This is a genomic window from Corynebacterium pseudogenitalium (genome assembly GCF_024453815.1).
GTDB classification, from domain to species: domain Bacteria; phylum Actinomycetota; class Actinomycetes; order Mycobacteriales; family Mycobacteriaceae; genus Corynebacterium; species Corynebacterium pseudogenitalium.
The window spans coordinates 1,043,450-1,061,590 of record NZ_CP072934.1 but is presented as its reverse complement, the minus strand read 5'-3'; the positions used below and the strand labels follow the sequence as shown (position 1 = coordinate 1,061,590).

The window sequence follows — 18,141 nt, the reverse complement described above, 5'->3', positions numbered from 1 at the left end:
CACACAAATCCACAACATAGACGATTAAGGTGTTATCAAAATGAAAACGACCCCGCGGCAGTAACCTGCGGGGTCGTGGTGGATATGCCAGATAAGAAAGCTAGCGTCCAGCCTCAAACGCCGCACCAACACGGTACAGGCGCTCGTCTTCAAAAGCAGGAGCAATAATCTGCAAGCCAACGGGAAGACCAGTATCGCTTGCCGTCCCCGCCGGGACGCTCATGCCCGGGAGGCCTGCCAGGTTCAACGGCAAGGTGAAGAGGTCAAAGTTGTACATTGCCAACGGATCGTCGACTTTCTCCCCGATCTTGAACGCAGTCTGAGGAACGGCCGGGCCAGCGATGACATCCACCTTCTCAAACGCCCGACGGAAATCCTGCGCGATGAGGGTACGCACACGCTGCGCCTGCAGGTAGTAGGCGTCGTAATAACCAACAGACAACGCATACGTGCCGAGGATGATGCGACGCTTCACCTCCGGGCCGAAGCCGTCACCACGGGACGACGCCATCACATCTTCCGCAGAGTGCTTGCCGTCGTCACCCGTGCGCAGGCCATAGCGCATACCGTCAAAGCGCGCGAGGTTCGACGAAACCTCGGACATCTGGATGATGTAGTACGCGCCCATGACGTCGTCGAAGCTCGGGCAGTCCACTTCGACGATCTCTGCGCCCTGACGTTCGAACTGTGCAAAGGCGGCGTCGATACGCTCAGTGACGCCTGGCTGGGTACCTGGGCGCGAGAACTGCTTCACGCGTCCGATCTTCACGCCAGACAGATCGCCCGAAGCGCCCTGTTCAGCGGCAGCTGCGAGCTCCTGTACCGGAGTGTCAACGCTTGTGGCGTCGAACTCGTCGTGGCCGCCAATAATCTCGTGCAGCAACGCCGTGTCGAGGACGTTGTTCGCACACGGTCCAACCTGATCCAGCGACGACGCACAAGCGATCACACCGTAGCGGGAAACACCGCCGTACGTCGGCTTCACACCGACGGTGCCTGTCAGCGATGCCGGCTGACGAATAGAGCCACCGGTATCAGTGCCAATACCAATTGGTGCCTGGCCAGAGGCAAGTGCAGCAGCGGTACCACCGCCAGATCCACCCGGAACACGCTCGAGGTCATGCGGGTTACGGGTGACCTGATAGGCGGAGTTCTCAGTGGAGGAACCCATCGCAAACTCGTCGAGGTTCGTCTTGCCCAGAATTGGGATACCGGCCTCGCGCAACTTGCGGACTACCGTAGCGTCGTACGGGCTGCGGTATCCCTCAAGCATCTTCGATGCAGCGGTGGTCGGAGCATCCGTCGTCACCAGCAAATCCTTCAGTGCCAGAGGTACACCAGCCAGCTTTGAAGCCGGTGGCTTACCAGCAGCGACCTGGGCATCCACCTCGTCTGCCGCAGCGAGAGCCTCCTCGGCGCCGACATGTAGGAATGCCCCGAGCTCGTTATCAGTCTCCGCAATGCGGTCCAGGAATGCCTGGGTAACCTCGCGCGACGTCAGCTCGCCGGATTGGATTTTCTGTGCAAGCACGTGAGCTGGAAGCGACACAATGCCTTCAGATGGAAGCGTGTACTCAGTCATGCCTACTCACTTTCTCCAAGGATCTGTGGAACTACGAAGCGCTCTTCATCAACTTCAGGGGCCTGGTCAAGGGCCTGCGCCTGCGTCAACGTCTTCTTCTCGACGTCCGGCCTCATGCCAGCGTCAATCGAGTGGGGGTGGCTCATCGGCTCCACCCCATCAGTGTCGACCTGTTGCACCTTCGAAACAGCGTCAACAATGGTGTCGAGCTGCTGGGCGATCTGGTCAAGCTCATCCTCCTGCAACGCAATTCGCGCGAGGCGTGCGATGCGGGAGACCTCATCGCGTGAAATCTCAGCCAATGTGAAGTCCAATCTTTACCGTAGGTTAGCCACTAAAACGTGTTCATTCTACGTTATCCCCAGAACCCGCATCGCACTAGGCAACACCACACCATCGCCCCATCCCTTTTCGCCTCATTTTTACAATTGCATGCATATATTCATGTAATTGGCAGCATGCTGTCCGTATGCAGTGCTATAAAAGAGCCTATGTCTTACCTCGTACGAGTGACCTTGCCCGACCTACCCGGCAGTCTTGGCGAACTCGCGGAAGCCTTCGGCGTAATCGACGCAAATATTCAGTCCGTCGACATCGTCGAGACTGATCCAAGCGGTACCGTCACTGACGACATTGTTGTCAGCTTGCCCACCGGAACGATGGTCGACGCACTCATTACAGCAGCTTCAGCCATCGACGGCGTTGAAGTTGATTCGATCCGCCCGTTCACTGGGCGCGTTGACCGCAGTGGGCACATCCGGATGCTGGCGAAAATCGCCGAGCTTGCAAACAATCCGAAGCAGGCACTCGACGAGTTAACCGTGATGATCCCCCAGGCAATGACCTCTTCCTGGGCCGTGGTGCTGAAGCACACCCCCGAAGGACTCGACCGCCTGTGCGCCTCCCAGGCTGCACCAGAAGATGACCAATCCCACCCAATCATGCCACCGCTCGAGCATGCGCGGGTGCTCGTTCCGGACAACGACGCGTGGACACCAGAGTCGTGGTGGCAACTCGATACCGCGCTTGCCATCACTCCCCTCGGCGCCTCCGAGTACATTCTCGTTGTCGGTCGCATCGGCGGCCCTGATTTCCTTGCATCAGAGGTAGCTCAGATCGGAGACTTGGGAACCATCATCGGTTCGATAATTTCCTAGTCTTCAACTCCTTCTGGCCCCTGTTCGAGCAGGCGGGTGAACTCTTCCTCGTTGAGAATCCTGAGGCCGAGCTCACGCGCCTTTTGCTCTTTTGAACCGGCATTTTCGCCGACGACCACAAAGTCCGTCTTCTTTGACACAGACCCCGATGCCTTACCACCACGCGACACGATCGCCTCTTTCGCGCCATCACGCGTGTATTCCTCGAGCGTGCCCGTCACCACCACGGTGATCCCCTCAAGGGTTTGCGGAGCAACGTCGGCGGCATCAACTTCCATCGTCACGCCAGCAGCTGTCCACTTTTCGACGATCTCGCGGTGCCAGTCAACGCGGAACCACTCTTGGAACGATTCCGCAATGATGGCGCCTACTCCGTCTGTTTGCGCAAGGTCCTCCAGTGGGGCGTCGACAAGCGCTTCCATGTTGCCGTAACGGGAGGCGAGCGCACGAGCTGCGGTCGGACCGACGTGTCGAATCGAAAGCGCGACGAGGACTCTCCAGAAATCGGCATTTTTCGCAGTGTCGAGGTTCTCCAGTAGCTTGCGGCCAGAGGCATTTACCGCACCTTTCTTCGTGGTGTAGACCTGTGACTTCTTGAGGTCTTCCTCTGTGAGATCAAACAGGTCGCCCTCGTCTTGGATCACACCAGTGTCAATCATGTCCTGCGCGCCCTTTTCGCCCAGCGCCTCAATGTCAAAGGCGCCGCGACTGGCGAGGTACTTCAGACGTTGCGCCAGCTGGGCCGGGCATGAACGCGTATTCGGGCAGCGCCAGTCCGCATCCCCTTCCTTCGCAGGCGCCAACGTTGCCCCGCAACTTGGGCACTCCGCGGGGAACACGAACTCCCGCTCCTCTCCAGTGCGAAGATCTGCGACGGGACCCAACACCTCAGGGATAATCTCGCCAGCTTTACGCACTACGACCGTGTCACCAATGAGGACGCCCTTGCGGCGGACCTCGGTCGGATTGTGCAACGTCGCCATGGCGACAGTCGTACCAGACACGAAAACCGGCTCCATTACCGCGTACGGTGTTACTCGGCCAGTTCGCCCAACGGAAACCTCAATATCGAGCAGTTTCGTCGTGACCTCCTCCGGCGGGTACTTGTACGCGATCGCCCACCGTGGCGCCCGCGACGTCGCTCCTAGTTGGCGCTGTTCCTCAACCGCATCGACTTTTACAACGAGCCCATCCATCTCGTGGATCGCGTCGTGGCGGTGCTGTTCCCAATAGCGAACGGCATCCACCACCGCATCAGCAGTTGCTGCGCGCTTTGTGTATTCAGACACTGGCAGCCCCCAGGCTGCCATCTGCTCGTAGGCTTCGTGCTGGGTCTTCGGGGCAAACCCCTCGCGCGCACCGATGCCGTGGCAAATCATCCGCAGTTTGCGCTTTTTCACATCCTCGGGATCCTTTTGACGCAAGCCTCCGGCAGCCGCGTTGCGCGGATTCGCGAACGGTTTCCCGCCCTCTTCGATGCGAGCAGCGTTGAGATCTGGGAAGTCCTCGGGCCGGATAAAAACTTCCCCTCGCACCTCGACTAGCGCCGGGGCATCGCCCTGCAGCTGGTGCGGAATATCTTCAATGACCTTTGCATTGGCCGTAATGTCCTCGCCCACGCGCCCGTCACCACGCGTAGCAGCGCGAACCAGCTCGCCGTTTTCATACACGAGGTCGATCGAAAGCCCGTCGATCTTGAGCTCTGTCAGATACGGGCCCGGCGCCTTTGCCAGCCAGTCTCGTAGCTCTGCCTCCGAGAAAACATTATCTAGGCTCATCATCCGCTCGAGGTGCTCGACATCGTCGAACGCACCGCCGGTCGGCGCACCGACCTGCATCGTCGGTGAGTCCGGAACAGCGAGCTCGGGGTGCTCTTCCTCAAGTCGCACCAAGCGCTGGAAAAGCTCATCAAACTCGGCGTCACTAATAACGGGTTGGCTGTTGTAGTACAGATCCCGATGGTGACGAACTTGGCTGGCAATCTCATCCCAGAGTCGACGCACATCGACGTCATTAGCAGGCAATTCGTTCACATTTTCGTTCATAACGTGCAAGTCTAGCGTCTCTGTCCGACACGGTTAGTAAGGTAATGTGCATGGCTTTCTTCGACGCATCCCGCATGATGTCCTTCGACCTCGAGACGACTTCTGTGAACCCACGCACTGCTCGTATTGTGACGTCCTCCCTTGTCACGATCGACGGTGCGCAGGCGAACGCGCACGAGGCGCTCGCGGACCCAGGGGTTGAGATACCCGCAGAGGCTGCCGCGGTCCACGGCATCACCACGGAGTACGCCCGCGCGCACGGCCGCCCGCACGATGAGGTCTTGCAAGAAACAGTTGACATGATTAAGCGCGGTTGGGAGGACGGCCTCACTCTCATCGTTTTTAACGCGCCGTATGACCTTTCTGTGCTGCGACAGCTCACCGGAGACTTCACTGTAACCGGCCCGGTTTTCGACCCTCTCGTCATCGACCGGGCGAAGGACCGCTACAGGAAGGGGAAACGCAACCTCGGCGCTCTGTGCGAGCTGTACGGAGTGAAGCTCGACAACGCTCACGATGCGACGGCTGATGCGACCGCCGCTGCGCGCCTTGCGTGGAAGCAGGTCCGCTCCACCTACCCTGAACTCGCCCAGATGAGCACGGACGAGTTGATGGAGTTTCAGGCCGTGGAGTACTACAAACTCCAAACAGAGTTGCGGGAGTTCTTCGAGTCGAAGGGGCGTGATGTCTCAAACCTCACGACGTCGTGGCCGATGATCGGGGATGCGAGTTAGCGCAGCCCTTCCGCCATTTCAGCGGCTTCACGGTAGTTCGCAGCGGCCTGTTTCAACGTATCCGCGGGTCGTGCCCACACGTCGAAGCTGCAGGCCTCAGGGTCGGTTTGGAGTTCGTCGAGCACGTTCCACACATCCCTTGGCCGCATGGGTGCAAGCGCGAAGCGGCTGCCGCGATCGAGCAGTTGCGCAAAGCGGTCTTTTTCGGCGGTTGATTGTAGGTCCGCAAGGTCTACGGTCTGCCAAGGGACGTTGATCATCATTGGCGCGTGGAGTAGGTACTTACCAAAGCCTGCGAGGCGCTCCTCCGGTTCTGGGTATGCCGGGATGCGTTCGGCATCAGTCGCACCACGCAGTGAGCCTCTCATCACGGCGTCGAGGCTTGGCTCGTCGATTTGCAGCACTGTCGGAGCTAATCGACGCCCCACATCTTCTCGATGATCGTCAATAGCCTGTGCAAGCGCCTCGGTCACATCCCGCAGCGCACCAGTGTCCGTGATCATGCGGTGTCCATTGCGCATCTCAATTTCTGCTGCAAGTGTCCAAGGACCGACAACCTGGACTTTGATCGCATCGAGCTTGCCGGCCCACAGCGATTCCAGGACATCCAGGTCGCGATCCATCTGGTCACGCACCGCCCGGTGCTGGGTGCCAACGCGCCATCCGCGCGGGCCGCGGTCGATGGGAATGTCGAGCAACGCGGCTGTTCGCCCAATCAGGTCACTCCCGATCCCACGCTCTGGCAGCTGTGGAATGTGTGGCAGCGGTGATTCTGAAAGCACAACGTCCGCGGCAGTGACGAGGTCTGTGCCGGGCAACTCCCCGAGGCCGAACGCCGTCATGGTTGCACGCTCGAAGTCCCACAAATCGTGCCGGACCCCAGCACCACGTCACCGCGCCCGTCCGGGTCAGGCAAGTACAGCACGGCAGCCTGCCCTCGCGCGACTCCCTCCAGGGGCGTCTCCAACTCGAGATGCATGCTGTTGCCCTCAACGCGTGCGTGGCAGGCGACGACCCCGCCGTGCGCACGGATCTGTACATTGGCCGCGAACTCACCTTGCATCGCCGGATGCAGTACTTTCAGGCGGTCTGCGTCGATCTGCCAGACTTTGAGCGCTTCGCGCGGCCCGACAGTAACCGTGCCCGTGGTGGCGTCGACATCGGTGACGTAGCGCGGCTTTCCGTCCTGGGCTGGCACGCGAAGGTTGAGGCCGCGGCGCTGTCCGATGGTGTACTGGAACGCGCCGTCGTGCTCTTTGAGCTCGGTGCCGTCCTGATCGCGCACGATTCCTGGGCGCATACCGATGGACCTACCCAAAAATGCCTGGGTGTTGCCGTCCGGGATAAAGCAAATATCGTAGGAGTCCGGCTTCTGAGCGGTAGCGAACCCGAACGCTGCCGCCTCCTCACGAATCTGAGGTTTTTCCGTATCACCGACTGGGAAGATGCACTTGTCAAGCTCATCACGCGTCAGCACTCCCAACACATAAGACTGGTCTTTCAGCGGGTCCACCGAGCGCCGCAGGTTCCCGTCTTCGTCGATAGTTGCGTAATGGCCGGTAGCGATCGCGTCGAACCCAAGCGCGACAGCGCGCTCAAGCAAGGCAGCAAACTTGATTTTCTCGTTGCATCGCAGGCATGGATTCGGGGTCTCACCATGCTCGTACGACCACACGAAATTATCAATGACCTCGGCTTTAAAGCGATCGGAAAAGTCCCACACATAAAATGGAATCCCGAGTTTGTCGCACACACGTCGAGCGTCCGCAGAATCCTCCAGCGAGCAACACCCGCGTGCCGACTCTCTGGTGGCCTGCGGGTCCTGCGAGAGCGCCAGGTGCACGCCCACAACGTCGTGGCCAGCTTGGACAAGGCGTGCAGCGGCCACTGAGCTGTCCACGCCTCCACTCATCGCCACTAAAACTCGCATGTGGCGGAAGTGTACCCGCGAGCAGGAGGAGAAGAAAAGCGTACGCCGAATCATACCCAGGCATGACGACAGCCCTGCGCAGGTCGATTAGGTTATGGATATGCCTCCCTTTACTGCCCGCCTGCCGATCCGCATGCGTGACGCAAGCATCGCTTTTGTCCTCGGCGTGTGTGCTTCGCTTGGTGTCCTGAGTGCCACGAGATCTGCATGGGCGGTCGTACCTCTCCTGCTGTGGGCTATCGTCGCCCCTTTTTCCCGCTGGCGATGGCCAACTGCAACTGTGCTCACCGCATTCGTCCTATTGGGGATGCGTGCATTCAGCACGAACCTCACGGTAGCGGTGATTGTCGTTGGGGTCTTCACTGCCTACATCATCCGTCGCAATGTTCGCCCAGTTCTTCGCGACTTCGCTGCCATTGCGCTCGTTACAGGAGACCTCGTGGCACTCTCACTCGTATCGCCCGTGCCTCGGAGCATGCCCTTTGAGCAGCAGCTTCCCTACCTCGCGTGGAGCGCCACGTTGCTAGTGGCGGCTGGACTCTTCGGCGAGCTACGCAGGCGGACCGAAGAAGCCGCAACCCGCGAGCTCGAGCAGGCGCTGCGGCAGCAACGGATCGAGCTTCAACAGGCTATGTCTGAGCAACGCGCGTTCCTTGCCCGCGAGATCCACGACGTGGTTACCCATTCGCTCACTGTGATTGTTGCGCAGGCCGATGGCGGACGCTACGGCGGGGACTGCGACAAAGCCCTTCGAGTAATCGGAGAGGTCGGACGGGAATCCCTGGCGCAAATGCGCGAAGTGGTCGCGCTACTTCGTGCGCCCGAGTCGCGGTCGGTGGAACCTTCACCAGTGTCTCTAGATTTCGAAGAGCTGGTTCGTACGAGTCGACTCGGCGGCCTGGATATCACTTACTCGCAAACGGGATCTGCACCAGAGCAGCTACCACTTGCTACGTCCCTTGCGGCCAGACGCGTGGTCCAGGAGGCTCTCACGAATGCGCTCAAACACGGCGACGGCGCTGCTTTGCTTGATGTGACGTGGGAGGAAAAACAAGTGGTAATCCGTGTGAACAATGGATTCGATGGCACTGCAGCAAGCCTTGTCAATGGCCACGGCTTGCGTGGGATGCGGGAGCGCGCCGCTCTTATCGGGGCAACTTTGCAGGCAGGCCCCACCCCCACCAACAGCGGGCGTGCAGAGTGGGTCACGCAAGTGCGAATCCCCTACGTTGAGCAAGGTCTCGCCGGAGTGATACACCCCGACACGCTGGAGCATGCATGAGCACAATTCGCTTAGGGATCGTCGACGACCAGGCACTCTTCCTCCACGGTATCCAGCTCGTCATCGACTCCCAGACAGATTTGGGCGTCGATTGGCTGGCCTCGAACGGCGCTGAGGCACTCGAGCAACAGGCATCCCACCCGGTCGATGTAGTGCTGATGGATGTGCAAATGCCCATCCTCGACGGCATTGCCGCGACGGCCGAGTACGCCAGCCGTTTCCCGCAAACCAAGGTCATTATCCTCACCACGTTCGATGACGAGGATTACGTCGTGGACGCACTGCGGGCCGGCGCCAGTGGGTTCTTGCTCAAGGACACACAACCCGAGGAACTTCTCGACGCCATCCGTACCGTCGCTGCTGGCGATGCCGTCATCTCTCCGCGCGCCACCAAACGCATCATTGCTCGGATCTCTCACAGCACGCGCCAAGCCGCACACGCCGACGAGGAGCTTTCAATTTCTGCGACTGACCGCATGGCGCTTGGCGAGCTCACTGCCCGCGAGCGCGAAGTACTCATCGCAATCGGTCGTGGCTGGTCAAACTCGGAGATCTCTGAGCGCATGTTCATTTCCATGCCAACGGTGAAGACGCATGTCGGGAGGATCTTGTCCAAGACCCAGTCGCGCGACCGCGTGCATGCGGCGCTCTTCGCCTATCGCACGGGCCTTGTCGATCGTTCCGATCTCCTCGATGGCTAAGCACCATCATCCCCCGGTATGACTTGCAAGATCGTACCAAGCTCCGACGCTTTCGGAGCCTCACTTGGCGATAGTGAACACCATGAACTCACCAATCATTACTACGAAGGGCCTGACGAAGGTCTACGGTGCGCACACAGTCGTCGACAAGCTTTCGCTTGAGGTTCCGCAGGGCGCCGTGCACGGGCTCCTGGGGCCGAACGGCTCCGGCAAATCAACCACAATGAAAATGTTGCTCGGCCTGACCACACCAACTGCCGGGGAGATCACCGTGCTGGGGCAGCCGATGACCCGCTCAACACGCGGCGAGGTACTCGCTAGCATCGGCTCACTCATCGAGTCGCCAGCGGCATACCCGCACCTCACCGGTGCGGAGAACATGAAGATTGTGACGCGTCTATTCAAAGCCGATTCTGCAAACGCGCAGCGCGCGGTACGACTTGTTCGCTTGGAAAAGCACATGGACAAACAGGTCAAGAACTATTCGCTCGGCATGAAGCAACGCCTCGGCATCGCAATCGCGCTCGTACGCGACCCTCAATTGCTCATCCTCGATGAACCAACCAACGGCCTCGACCCTGCAGGTATCGAAGAAATCCGCGAGCTTATCATCAGTCTCGCACGCGACGAAGGCCGTACTGTCCTCGTTTCAAGTCACTTGCTCTCCGAAATGGAGAAGATGGCCACCAGCTTCAGCATTATCAACCAAGGCAAGCTCATATTTCAAGGCTCGAAGCAGCAGCTTTTCGACGCCCACCTCCCCGACGTCTACGTCCAAACCCCACAGGCAGCCGTTGCCACCGAAGTTCTACGAGACTTGCAACCACGCATCGTTTCCGGGGGCGTGGCACTACCCGGACTTACCGAGGAGGCCGTTGCTACTGCATGCGCGCAGCTCGTCCATCACGGAGTCCCGATCTACCAGGTTCTGCGAAAGCACCGCAGCCTGGAAGAAATTTTTATTGGGATGACAGGACGCAAGGGGCTTAGCGCATGAGCATCGAATTCTTGAAGCTGCGTCGTACGCACATCTCGCTACTGGGCGGCGTGCTCTCCCTGGGCATCGTACTGTTCGCTTGTATGAGCTTGTTCTCAGACGGCCAAATCGACGCGTTCACCGCTGCCCCGGAGGCAGCATGGTCGGGCCAACTGATTGCGGTTGCGATGTCGCTCGCATTTCTCACCCCACTGCAATTGGCGCTCATTGCCAGTCGCGCCGTCGATAACGAGCATGCAAGTGGCGGGTGGCTGCTCAACGCGGTTGCTGGCGTCCGCAAGGGCTCGCTGCTGCGACGAAAGTTCCGAGTAGTGGCGCCTCTCATCGTCACGCTCAAGCTGATGGAGTTCACGGCGTGCATCGCGCTACCAGTATTGCTGGGTGCGCCGCTGCCTAGCGGAAGCACAGCTGGAGCCTGGGCAGTGTACGGAGTTGCAGCCGTTGTCACTAGCCTAGCGATCACCAGCGCCATGTTCGTGCTCGCAGCGGTCACTGAATCGCAAGTAGGAGTGCTGGCATTTGGCGTGGCGGGAGGCTTCCTCGGCATCACCTCGCTGCTTTCCCCTGTGTGGCTCGCTGAGATGAACCCCTTCGGCTATTTTGCAGTCCTACTCCCATACACCTTCGCTAACGAAGGCGCAGTTCCTACGCAACCAGGTTGGGCTTCGTGGTGTGTCTACGTCGTGTTGCTCGCTACAGGGTTCGTTGCAATAACGCGAATACTCGACAGGAAAGAAATCTAATCATGGACATGATCGTTAACGAGTTTTGTAAACTTCGGCGCACTTACATCACAATCGTTGCCGTCGCCATCCCACTCGTCTCCGTCGTCTTCGGTGCTGGCAACTACGCCGCCAACTCTGAGACTTTGGAATCCGGGTGGACGAGCTATTGGTCCCAGGCGACGCTATTTTACGGCATGCTTTTCATGGTGGCGGGTATTTCGATTCTCGCGTCCTCCACGTGGCGCGTTGAGCACCGTGGCGGCAACTGGAACACGTTGCTTACCTCGTCCAGATCGGCGGCGAGTCTGGTCACCGCAAAACTTGCTGTACTCATCGCGATGACCTCAATTATGCAGTGCGTGTTCATCGTCTTGAGCACTATCGGTGGTTGGGTCGCTGGCCTATCAGGCATGCCGCCGATGGCCCTACTCGCATCGTCCTTACTCGCTGTGGTTCCTGCGATGGCAGTGGCCGCGTGGCAAAGCTTCGCTTCAATGCTGGTCCGCAACTTTGCCATGCCAGTCGCCCTTGGCGTGGTGGCCAGCCTCGTCGCTTTTGGTGCAATTGCTGCCGGCGCCACAGTAGCGCAGTTTCTGCTTCCTCCCGTCGGCGTGGCCACGATGCTGTGGATGGGCGGTAACGCAGTCGCGGGCTCGGGTATCCTCGAGTGGAGTGCGGTGTCCGGCGTCCTCGCAAGCACCCTGCTGCTTACTGCCACAGCGTGGCTTGCGTCCGTCGTGTACCTGCACCATGTCGACGTGAAGGCGTAAGGTACTGTCACTGTGCATGGCAGCAAAAAGTGAATTCCATGAAATCGATACCGGCGTTGCGGAGGTTCTCCACGAACCGGACGGCTCCATGGTGCTCCTCGTCAACGGCGTGCCGAGCTCCCACATCGTCCCCGGCGACCCAGAACGGCTGGACTTCGAATACATGAGGTGGATCGCTGATTTTCTGAACGACCAACAGCTTGTCGACGTCCCCCTTTGGCCCAAACCACGCCTAACCCACCTCGGTGGCGCTGCCTGCACACTGCCCCGCTACTTTGCTTCTAAGTGGAACGGCTCGCGCAACACTGTCGTGGAAATTGACATGTCACTTGCCGAGCTCGCCCGCGAACTTTTCGATATCCCCCGTTCACCCGTCGTTAAAATACGAGTCGGTGACGCCCGCGAAGTCACCGACAGCTTCAAACCCAACACCCGCGACATCATCATTCGCGATGTCTTCTCATCAGCGATCACTCCACGAAACCTGACCACGGTGGAGTTCTTCGAGCAAGCGCGGAAATCACTCAGCCCGTCAGGAATATATGTGGCAAACTGCGGCAGCCACGCGGATCTCAAAGAAGCGAAGGAAGAACTGGCTGGCATGCTCGAAGTGTGGCCACACGTTGCCGCAATCGCGGACCCACCAATGCTGAAAGGCCGCCGCTACGGCAACATCGTCCTCATCGCCGCAAACACACCAATCGAGGCCAGCCCTTCGCTAAACCGTGAACTGCTCAAAGGCGCCGTGCCTGCGCAGTTCAAGCACGAAAAATGGGCCCGTAGCCTTGCTACGAGCCCTCGCTACGACGCGCCTACCGACGTCTAGTGCGCAGCGTTATCCAACAGGATCAGCAGGTCACCAACCTGGTAATCACCAATCATCATGTTACGCAGGTCATCCACGGGCAGTTCGCCCTGAGAAGCCAGGCGCTGGACAAGGCCAGCGATGTTGTTCGCGTCCTTAATATCAAAGCCGAATTTCGCAGCCTCCGACGCAACCTGTGATGCACCCAGGGCACCGGCGGCCAACGCGAGGATCGCGACGACCAGCGCCGTGCTGTTCTGTTCCAGAACCTCAAGCTGATCGGAGTCCGGCACCTGGAACGTCTCAAGGACGCCACCTGCGGAACCGAGATTGCCAGCGGCGAAACCGCCGAACTGTGCACCGGTGCCGTTAAACAAGTTCATATCGACAGTCGCCGGAATACCAGCGACCCGGCCGGAGTCGCTACGCTGCCAGAACGTCAACTTGTCCCAGCCACCGACCGGACGTGGCGGCTGGTTCTGGTATGCGGCAAGCCACAGCGGGTAGCTAGTAAACGCGTTGGTGTTGTTCATCCGCTCGTACCAGAAATAACGGTAGGTATAGAGCATCGGCCGCTTGCCCGATGCACGCTCCAACTCAGTGAGGAAGATCTGCGTCCACGCCGCGAGCTGTGTTGGACCAAGCCCCTCATCGACCTCAAGGTCAAGAACTGGTGGCAGCTGCTGCGCAGGGCCAGCGTTAATGACGTTTGCGAAGTGGCGAGCCTGCGCAATAGGGTCCATCCCCGGTCGCGCATAGTGATATGCACCGACCTTCAAACCTGCATCTGCAGCAGCTTTGACATCTTCTTCGTAAAACGAGTTCTTGTACGTCGTTCCCTCAGTCGCCTTGACGAACGCAAAGTGCTGCCCACCGACCGTTCCTGCCATCTTCCAGTTGATTGGCGCACCACCAGGGCGCTGGTGATCAGCCACATCAACGCCAGAGATCAGACCAGGGATTGATTGAGCATCCGCATGAGGACTCAACGATTGAGGTGCAAAAACAGTAAGCGCAAGGGCAAGCGTCGCGGCCACAAAAGCCGCGGTTGCAGAGCGAAGTCTAGGGGCTACATACATACGCGACACTCTAGCGCACACCAGTCACACCATTCACACGCGACACACACAAATCATCAGACGCTTCAGTACTATCTGCCTGTATGTTGGCTGGGCACCACATTCCCACCACACGCAGACACGACCAGCAAGTTCTCGTCACGACGGGCGGCAAAACCCGGATTCTGGTGCACCCCCTCATGCCACTCGAAAATAGTTCGTGCTGCCGGGGAACAATCCCACACCCCAGCCCGACACACAATAGAAAAACGGAGCCCTCGGCACCGGGAACACTCCCGGCACCACAGGCCCCACAGAACAACTAGCTAGAAGTGCAGACCACCAGACATCGCCGCGGCAACACCACCACCAATTAACAGCAGCAGCACCACAATCGGAGCAACAATCGCCGCAATATTCGTCTCACCCTCCGCCTGGATACGATCCTTGCTTGCCGCATCCTGACGATCATCCTGCACACTCGCCGCTGGGCGCTGCGCCGTCGTCAACTGCTGCGAAGACTCATGCTTACCAGCCTTCGCCGTCGTCGGGGCAGTCTGCGTATTCTGCTGCGGTTTACGAGGCGCACCAGCCATCGCATCACCATCAACATCCGCATCCATGACCGCGGCAACATCAAACCGGCCAGCAAAGGCTTGGGAGCCATCCTCATTGACCACACGCACATCCAACGGCAACGACGACGTCTTCACCACACCAACACTGATTGGCAGCGCAACCGTCGCCTCGCCTTGGCCTGCAACCGTGACAACCTGCTCGGCCTTCCCAGACGGGTAGATCACCTCAAGGCGCATCCGGGCTGCATCCAACCCAGGATTTGCAACCTTCAAGCTCACCGTATTCTCACCACGGTGAAGCTCAGGGTCACCTACAACAGCAACCTTCGCACTGCCCTGCGCGGCCTCAGCTTGCTGCATCGCTTCCTGCTGCGCGGCAAGCGCTTTACCATCAACCTTCACATCGGCGGCACCGATGGTGGAGTTGTAGTCCTTACCAATCTTGCCGGTGTTGATCATCAGGTTGTCCCAGTCGGCTGGCACACGGTAGTCACCTTTGTAGCAGTCCATGCCTGGCTGGTTGCATACCTCTGGCAGTGGCCCACCGGAGACGGATTCTTCATCCGAGTAGTTAAAGTGGGTGAACTGGTAGAGGTAGTTCATCACCGAGTAGTAGTTCGGCAGGTAATCCGACTGCGGGACCTCGTTGGCGAACTTCATCGAACCATTGTGGTTGAGCCCCAGCGTGTGGCCGAGCTCGTGCATGATCGTGTTGCGCAGCTGATCATCGGTGCGCATGCGTTCATGCTTGGCAACATAAAACGAGTTATCCGCAACCAGGGCCAAGCCGGTACCCCAGTGGCCACGCTGCATCTGGTCCCCAATGACACCAACGCGGAAGACTGCCGCACGTGCACCCAAAATGGTATCGATATTATCGACCAGCTTCATGCCCGGGATGGTGCCCTCGAAGTAGTACGGGGCGTACGGCTCAGTCTGTCCACCATGACGCGTCGGGTAGTTTGCAATGTTGGTGTAGGTATCACCGGCATCGATGTGCAGGTTGACCCCGTACTGGTCGAAGCGATCCACCAGTTGCTGCAAAATATCGCGGTGTGGGCGGTAGCTTGCCACCGACATCTGCGCACACATGGCAGCATCCGCACCAGGTGTGTCGCAGCCAGCCTGCTGCCACTGCGAGTTCATCCAATTAAGCTGCAGGAACAAATCCGGTCGCTCAGGATCAGCACCCCACTGATTCAGTGGCATGGCCGTACCGTCGCTTAGGGTAACGCCTTCGCGTTCCCACATATCCGGCAGACCGTCACCATCAGAATCAACAGCACTGTCCTGGGTTGCAACCTCCATGTGCATAGCGGCAGTCAACGTTGCACCAGCATCAATGCGCTCAAACCAACGACCACGCTGGAAGCTGGCCCCTGCTGGATCCACAAACCCAACCTCACCGGCAGCCGTGGTGCGCTGGAACGCATCGGCTACACCAGACGAGGTTGCATTATCAAAGGCCACCGAGGTCTCATAGCCAAGCTGTGCCGGGGCAACAACAAACTTCCCATCCGTATAGGAGCCGGAAAGCCCGACCTGGGAGTTAATCTGGTTCGTCAGATCCGCCTGCACAAACGCTGAAGCATCCTTGTTGTTGGTCACCCGCACAATGACATCGACACGGTTGCCATCAAAGCGGTATTCACGCTCCACTGACACACCAGCGTCCTGGTCTTCACCGCGGTAGATGACCACCTGGGTGTTACCATCGCGGTAGGTATCCACGTTAAGGCCAGACTCTAAATCCACCAACGCACCATCGGCACGCAAGTCCACGTACAGTGAGGACTCCTGGCTGCCTGCAATGGAGCGGGCATCCGTAAACTTCAACGTCGAAATACGACCCGGCTGTGTTACCGAGTTGTGAAAGACCGCACCCGGCCCGTCAGCGGTCACTGTGACCGACGAGTCAGCAACAGCCATCTCCGCGTGAGCAACCTGTGCACCATTAGCCGCAACGGCCAACACACACGCTGCTACGCATACCTTCCGCGCAATGCTGTTCATCATCGTTGTCACAATCCTTATACCTTCCATCACGCACCACCCAACCGGTGGAACATGAAACCCTTCGTTGTTCTGACCCCAAGTTTATGCACCGCAACTATACATGGCTAATCAGCCCACAACGCCCCAACCAAACAGGCAAAAACACGCCTACAAAACCCGGATTGTTCAACACATCTAGCCCCACAACCTGCACACATAGCTTAAAAAACACTCAGAAACCATCGCAGCAAACCCAACATGTTCAACAAACTCACCGACACCTGTCGACGGGTGTTCAACAATCAACCCACCCGTATATTATGCCCTCTAGTGCAACAGTGGGTAAGAGAATACTTAACAAATCGGGATTACCAGGCACGACATATGTCATTCGACACGTGTCGCCGACGCTATTAATACACAACCTTTTTATACTAAAAACCTTTCGTGGTCTGGTGTAGTCAAACTTAGGCCCTATGGATGCGTTAGGCAGACCTTTTCGCGATCGTTGAACAGTTGCCACCCCCGTGTTTTACCCCCGTTGGGTTGGGTCGAAAGTATGAAAGGCCCGAACCAGCATGATGCTTGTACTGGTTCGGGCCCGGCAAACAACGCCAACACATCGACGTTAACTCGCCCACTATCGCGTGAGATCTACATGTTCCCCGCCGCTCGCGCCTTCGCAACTACATCAGCGATGTTCTGGACAAAGTAGTCGACGTCCTCACGTGTGTTCGTTCGCCCCAGCGAAATTCGTAGCGCGCCCAAGCCGAGCGCTTCCTCCACGCCCATCGCCTCAAGCACATGACTCATTCGGGTCACACCACTTGCGCATGTAGACCCAGTTGATACAGCGATGCCCAACGAGTCGAGCAGCATCAGCATCGCGTCCCCGTGGGCACCGCGGAACATGAAGTGGGCATGCCCCTCCACAGCTGGCTCCTGGGTTGTTACCACCACGTCCGGGACCTCACGCTGTACACCTGCCACGAGTGCATCGCGAAGTTCCTTCACGCGTTCGCGTTCACGATCCATCTCAGAGCATGCTTCCGCCAGTGCTACAGCTGTTGCAGCGGCAGAGGCCACGTCTACCGTCCCTGGTCGCAGTCCACGTTCCTGGCCGCCACCGTGAATCGATGCGGTCGGCGCCGGCGAGCGTTTCGCTAGCAGTAGGCCGGTTCCGCGTGGCCCACCAAACTTATGTGCGCTCGCTGCCAATGTGGTAGCACCGAGGTCGTGGAAGTGAACGGGGACCTTTCCAACGGCCTGCACAGCATCCACATGAACAGGAGTGTTCTGAAGCGCAGCTCTGCGAACAACCTCCTTCACTGGCTGGAGTGCGCCAGTCTCATTGTTTGCCCACATCACTGCGGCCACAGCTGCCGGAGTGTCAAGCGCCTCGAGGTCCGACAGGTGGCCGTCGTCGCCTACCGGGAGCCAATCCACGTGCTGTGCTCCTAGTGCCTTGACAGTCTCGAGCACTGCCGAGTGCTCAACCGGTGAACACACCACCCGGTCCCCTTGCTTGCCACGCATGGCTTCGTAGAGACCGCGGACCGCGATGTTGTCTGCCTCGGTGCCCGAGCCTGTGAAAATCACTTCAACCGGGTCCGCGCCAAGCAACTCCGCGACTTGTTCTCTTGCATCGGCAAGCACCGCGTTGGCTTGGCGTCCCGCTGCGTGTTGCGCACCGGGATTCAACGCACCTGCGTGTTCAACCCAGGCATCGATTGCTACCTGACGCATCGGAGTAGTTGCAGCGTGATCGAGATACTTCATGCG

The 18,141-nt window shown here is 58.8% G+C and carries 16 protein-coding genes; 8 read left to right on the top strand and 8 right to left on the bottom strand.

Annotated features, from left to right (window positions below):
• Window positions 1-100: 100 nt before the first annotated feature.
• Together gatA and gatC are read right to left on the bottom strand one after the other, a co-directional pair.
• On the bottom strand, window positions 101-1,582 hold the full coding sequence (gene gatA, locus KBP54_RS05095; RefSeq protein WP_256006515.1) for an Asp-tRNA(Asn)/Glu-tRNA(Gln) amidotransferase subunit GatA: 1,482 nt from the start codon (window positions 1,580-1,582) through the stop codon (window positions 101-103).
• A gap of 2 nt (window positions 1,583-1,584) precedes the next feature.
• Entirely contained in the window at window positions 1,585-1,884 is a 300-nt protein-coding gene (gene gatC, locus KBP54_RS05090) for an Asp-tRNA(Asn)/Glu-tRNA(Gln) amidotransferase subunit GatC (RefSeq protein WP_070362590.1), read from the bottom strand.
• A 189-nt stretch (window positions 1,885-2,073) separates the two neighbouring features.
• On the opposite strand from gatC, the gene KBP54_RS05085 reads away from it, so the two are divergent.
• Window positions 2,074-2,739, top strand: a complete 666-nt coding sequence (locus tag KBP54_RS05085) for an ACT domain-containing protein (protein WP_070362591.1) — start codon at window positions 2,074-2,076, stop codon at window positions 2,737-2,739.
• Here KBP54_RS05085 and ligA read toward each other — a convergent pair.
• Window positions 2,736-4,784: an NAD-dependent DNA ligase LigA gene (gene ligA, locus KBP54_RS05080; RefSeq protein ID WP_070362592.1), complete on the bottom strand. Its 2,049-nt coding sequence runs from the start codon at window positions 4,782-4,784 to the stop codon at window positions 2,736-2,738. The two genes, KBP54_RS05085 and ligA, sit on opposite strands and share 4 nt — an antisense overlap.
• Before the next feature lie 50 nt (window positions 4,785-4,834).
• Here ligA and KBP54_RS05075 point away from each other — a divergent pair, with 50 nt between their 5' ends.
• Window positions 4,835-5,518, top strand: coding sequence for a 3'-5' exonuclease (locus KBP54_RS05075; protein WP_070363535.1), 684 nt, complete (start codon window positions 4,835-4,837; stop codon window positions 5,516-5,518).
• Here KBP54_RS05075 and KBP54_RS05070 read toward each other — a convergent pair.
• Together KBP54_RS05070 and mnmA are read right to left on the bottom strand one after the other, a co-directional pair.
• Window positions 5,515-6,360 (bottom strand): uroporphyrinogen decarboxylase/cobalamine-independent methonine synthase family protein, encoded by an 846-nt coding sequence (locus KBP54_RS05070; protein ID WP_070362593.1) that lies wholly within the window; start codon window positions 6,358-6,360, stop codon window positions 5,515-5,517. The genes KBP54_RS05075 and KBP54_RS05070 overlap by 4 nt on opposite strands.
• Window positions 6,357-7,448, bottom strand: coding sequence for a tRNA 2-thiouridine(34) synthase MnmA (gene mnmA / locus KBP54_RS05065; protein ID WP_070479184.1), 1,092 nt, complete (start codon window positions 7,446-7,448; stop codon window positions 6,357-6,359). Before mnmA ends, KBP54_RS05070 begins: the two co-directional genes overlap by 4 nt.
• 94 nt (window positions 7,449-7,542) lie before the next feature.
• On the opposite strand from mnmA, the gene KBP54_RS05060 reads away from it, so the two are divergent.
• The 6 genes from KBP54_RS05060 to KBP54_RS05035 all read left to right on the top strand — a co-directional run bounded on the left by KBP54_RS05060 (window position 7,543) and on the right by KBP54_RS05035 (window position 12,749).
• Entirely contained in the window at window positions 7,543-8,730 is a 1,188-nt protein-coding gene (locus tag KBP54_RS05060) for a sensor histidine kinase (RefSeq protein WP_070479186.1), read from the top strand.
• On the top strand, window positions 8,727-9,431 hold the full coding sequence (locus tag KBP54_RS05055; RefSeq protein WP_070362596.1) for a response regulator: 705 nt from the start codon (window positions 8,727-8,729) through the stop codon (window positions 9,429-9,431). The genes KBP54_RS05060 and KBP54_RS05055 overlap by 4 nt, the downstream gene beginning before the upstream one ends.
• 82 nt (window positions 9,432-9,513) lie before the next feature.
• Window positions 9,514-10,428, top strand: a complete 915-nt coding sequence (locus tag KBP54_RS05050) for an ABC transporter ATP-binding protein (RefSeq protein WP_070362597.1) — start codon at window positions 9,514-9,516, stop codon at window positions 10,426-10,428.
• Window positions 10,425-11,171: an ABC transporter permease gene (locus KBP54_RS05045; RefSeq protein WP_070479188.1), complete on the top strand. Its 747-nt coding sequence runs from the start codon at window positions 10,425-10,427 to the stop codon at window positions 11,169-11,171. Before KBP54_RS05050 ends, KBP54_RS05045 begins: the two co-directional genes overlap by 4 nt.
• Before the next feature lie 2 nt (window positions 11,172-11,173).
• Window positions 11,174-11,923, top strand: coding sequence for an ABC transporter permease (locus KBP54_RS05040; protein ID WP_083290951.1), 750 nt, complete (start codon window positions 11,174-11,176; stop codon window positions 11,921-11,923).
• A 16-nt stretch (window positions 11,924-11,939) separates the two neighbouring features.
• A complete protein-coding gene (locus tag KBP54_RS05035) occupies window positions 11,940-12,749 on the top strand; it encodes a spermidine synthase (RefSeq protein ID WP_070479190.1) in 810 nt (269 codons plus the stop codon).
• On the opposite strand, the gene KBP54_RS05030 is transcribed toward KBP54_RS05035, so the two are convergent.
• From KBP54_RS05030 to KBP54_RS05020, 3 genes are all read right to left on the bottom strand, one after another.
• A complete protein-coding gene (locus KBP54_RS05030; RefSeq protein WP_070362600.1) occupies window positions 12,746-13,807 on the bottom strand; it encodes a glycoside hydrolase family 25 protein in 1,062 nt (353 codons plus the stop codon). The two genes, KBP54_RS05035 and KBP54_RS05030, sit on opposite strands and share 4 nt — an antisense overlap.
• Window positions 13,808-14,112: 305 nt before the next feature.
• Window positions 14,113-16,380: a hypothetical protein gene (locus tag KBP54_RS05025; protein WP_256006512.1), complete on the bottom strand. Its 2,268-nt coding sequence runs from the start codon at window positions 16,378-16,380 to the stop codon at window positions 14,113-14,115.
• A gap of 633 nt (window positions 16,381-17,013) precedes the next feature.
• On the bottom strand, window positions 17,014-18,138 hold the full coding sequence (locus tag KBP54_RS05020; protein WP_070363537.1) for a cysteine desulfurase family protein: 1,125 nt from the start codon (window positions 18,136-18,138) through the stop codon (window positions 17,014-17,016).
• Window positions 18,139-18,141: the final 3 nt, after the last annotated feature.

Coding starts and splice junctions, on each gene's coding strand:
- KBP54_RS05050 (WP_070362597.1), top strand. CDS start 9,514: ATGAACTCACCAATCATTACTACGAAGGGCCTGACGAAGGTCTACGGT.
- KBP54_RS05075 (WP_070363535.1), top strand. CDS start 4,835: ATGGCTTTCTTCGACGCATCCCGCATGATGTCCTTCGACCTCGAGACG.
- KBP54_RS05085 (WP_070362591.1), top strand. CDS start 2,074: ATGTCTTACCTCGTACGAGTGACCTTGCCCGACCTACCCGGCAGTCTT.
- ligA (WP_070362592.1), bottom strand. CDS start 4,784: ATGAACGAAAATGTGAACGAATTGCCTGCTAATGACGTCGATGTGCGT.
- KBP54_RS05035 (WP_070479190.1), top strand. CDS start 11,940: ATGGCAGCAAAAAGTGAATTCCATGAAATCGATACCGGCGTTGCGGAG.
- KBP54_RS05055 (WP_070362596.1), top strand. CDS start 8,727: ATGAGCACAATTCGCTTAGGGATCGTCGACGACCAGGCACTCTTCCTC.
- KBP54_RS05030 (WP_070362600.1), bottom strand. CDS start 13,807: ATGTATGTAGCCCCTAGACTTCGCTCTGCAACCGCGGCTTTTGTGGCC.
- KBP54_RS05025 (WP_256006512.1), bottom strand. CDS start 16,380: ATGATGAACAGCATTGCGCGGAAGGTATGCGTAGCAGCGTGTGTGTTG.
- KBP54_RS05020 (WP_070363537.1), bottom strand. CDS start 18,138: ATGAAGTATCTCGATCACGCTGCAACTACTCCGATGCGTCAGGTAGCA.
- KBP54_RS05040 (WP_083290951.1), top strand. CDS start 11,174: ATGGACATGATCGTTAACGAGTTTTGTAAACTTCGGCGCACTTACATC.
- mnmA (WP_070479184.1), bottom strand. CDS start 7,448: ATGCGAGTTTTAGTGGCGATGAGTGGAGGCGTGGACAGCTCAGTGGCC.
- KBP54_RS05070 (WP_070362593.1), bottom strand. CDS start 6,360: ATGACGGCGTTCGGCCTCGGGGAGTTGCCCGGCACAGACCTCGTCACT.
- KBP54_RS05060 (WP_070479186.1), top strand. CDS start 7,543: ATGGATATGCCTCCCTTTACTGCCCGCCTGCCGATCCGCATGCGTGAC.
- gatA (WP_256006515.1), bottom strand. CDS start 1,582: ATGACTGAGTACACGCTTCCATCTGAAGGCATTGTGTCGCTTCCAGCT.
- KBP54_RS05045 (WP_070479188.1), top strand. CDS start 10,425: ATGAGCATCGAATTCTTGAAGCTGCGTCGTACGCACATCTCGCTACTG.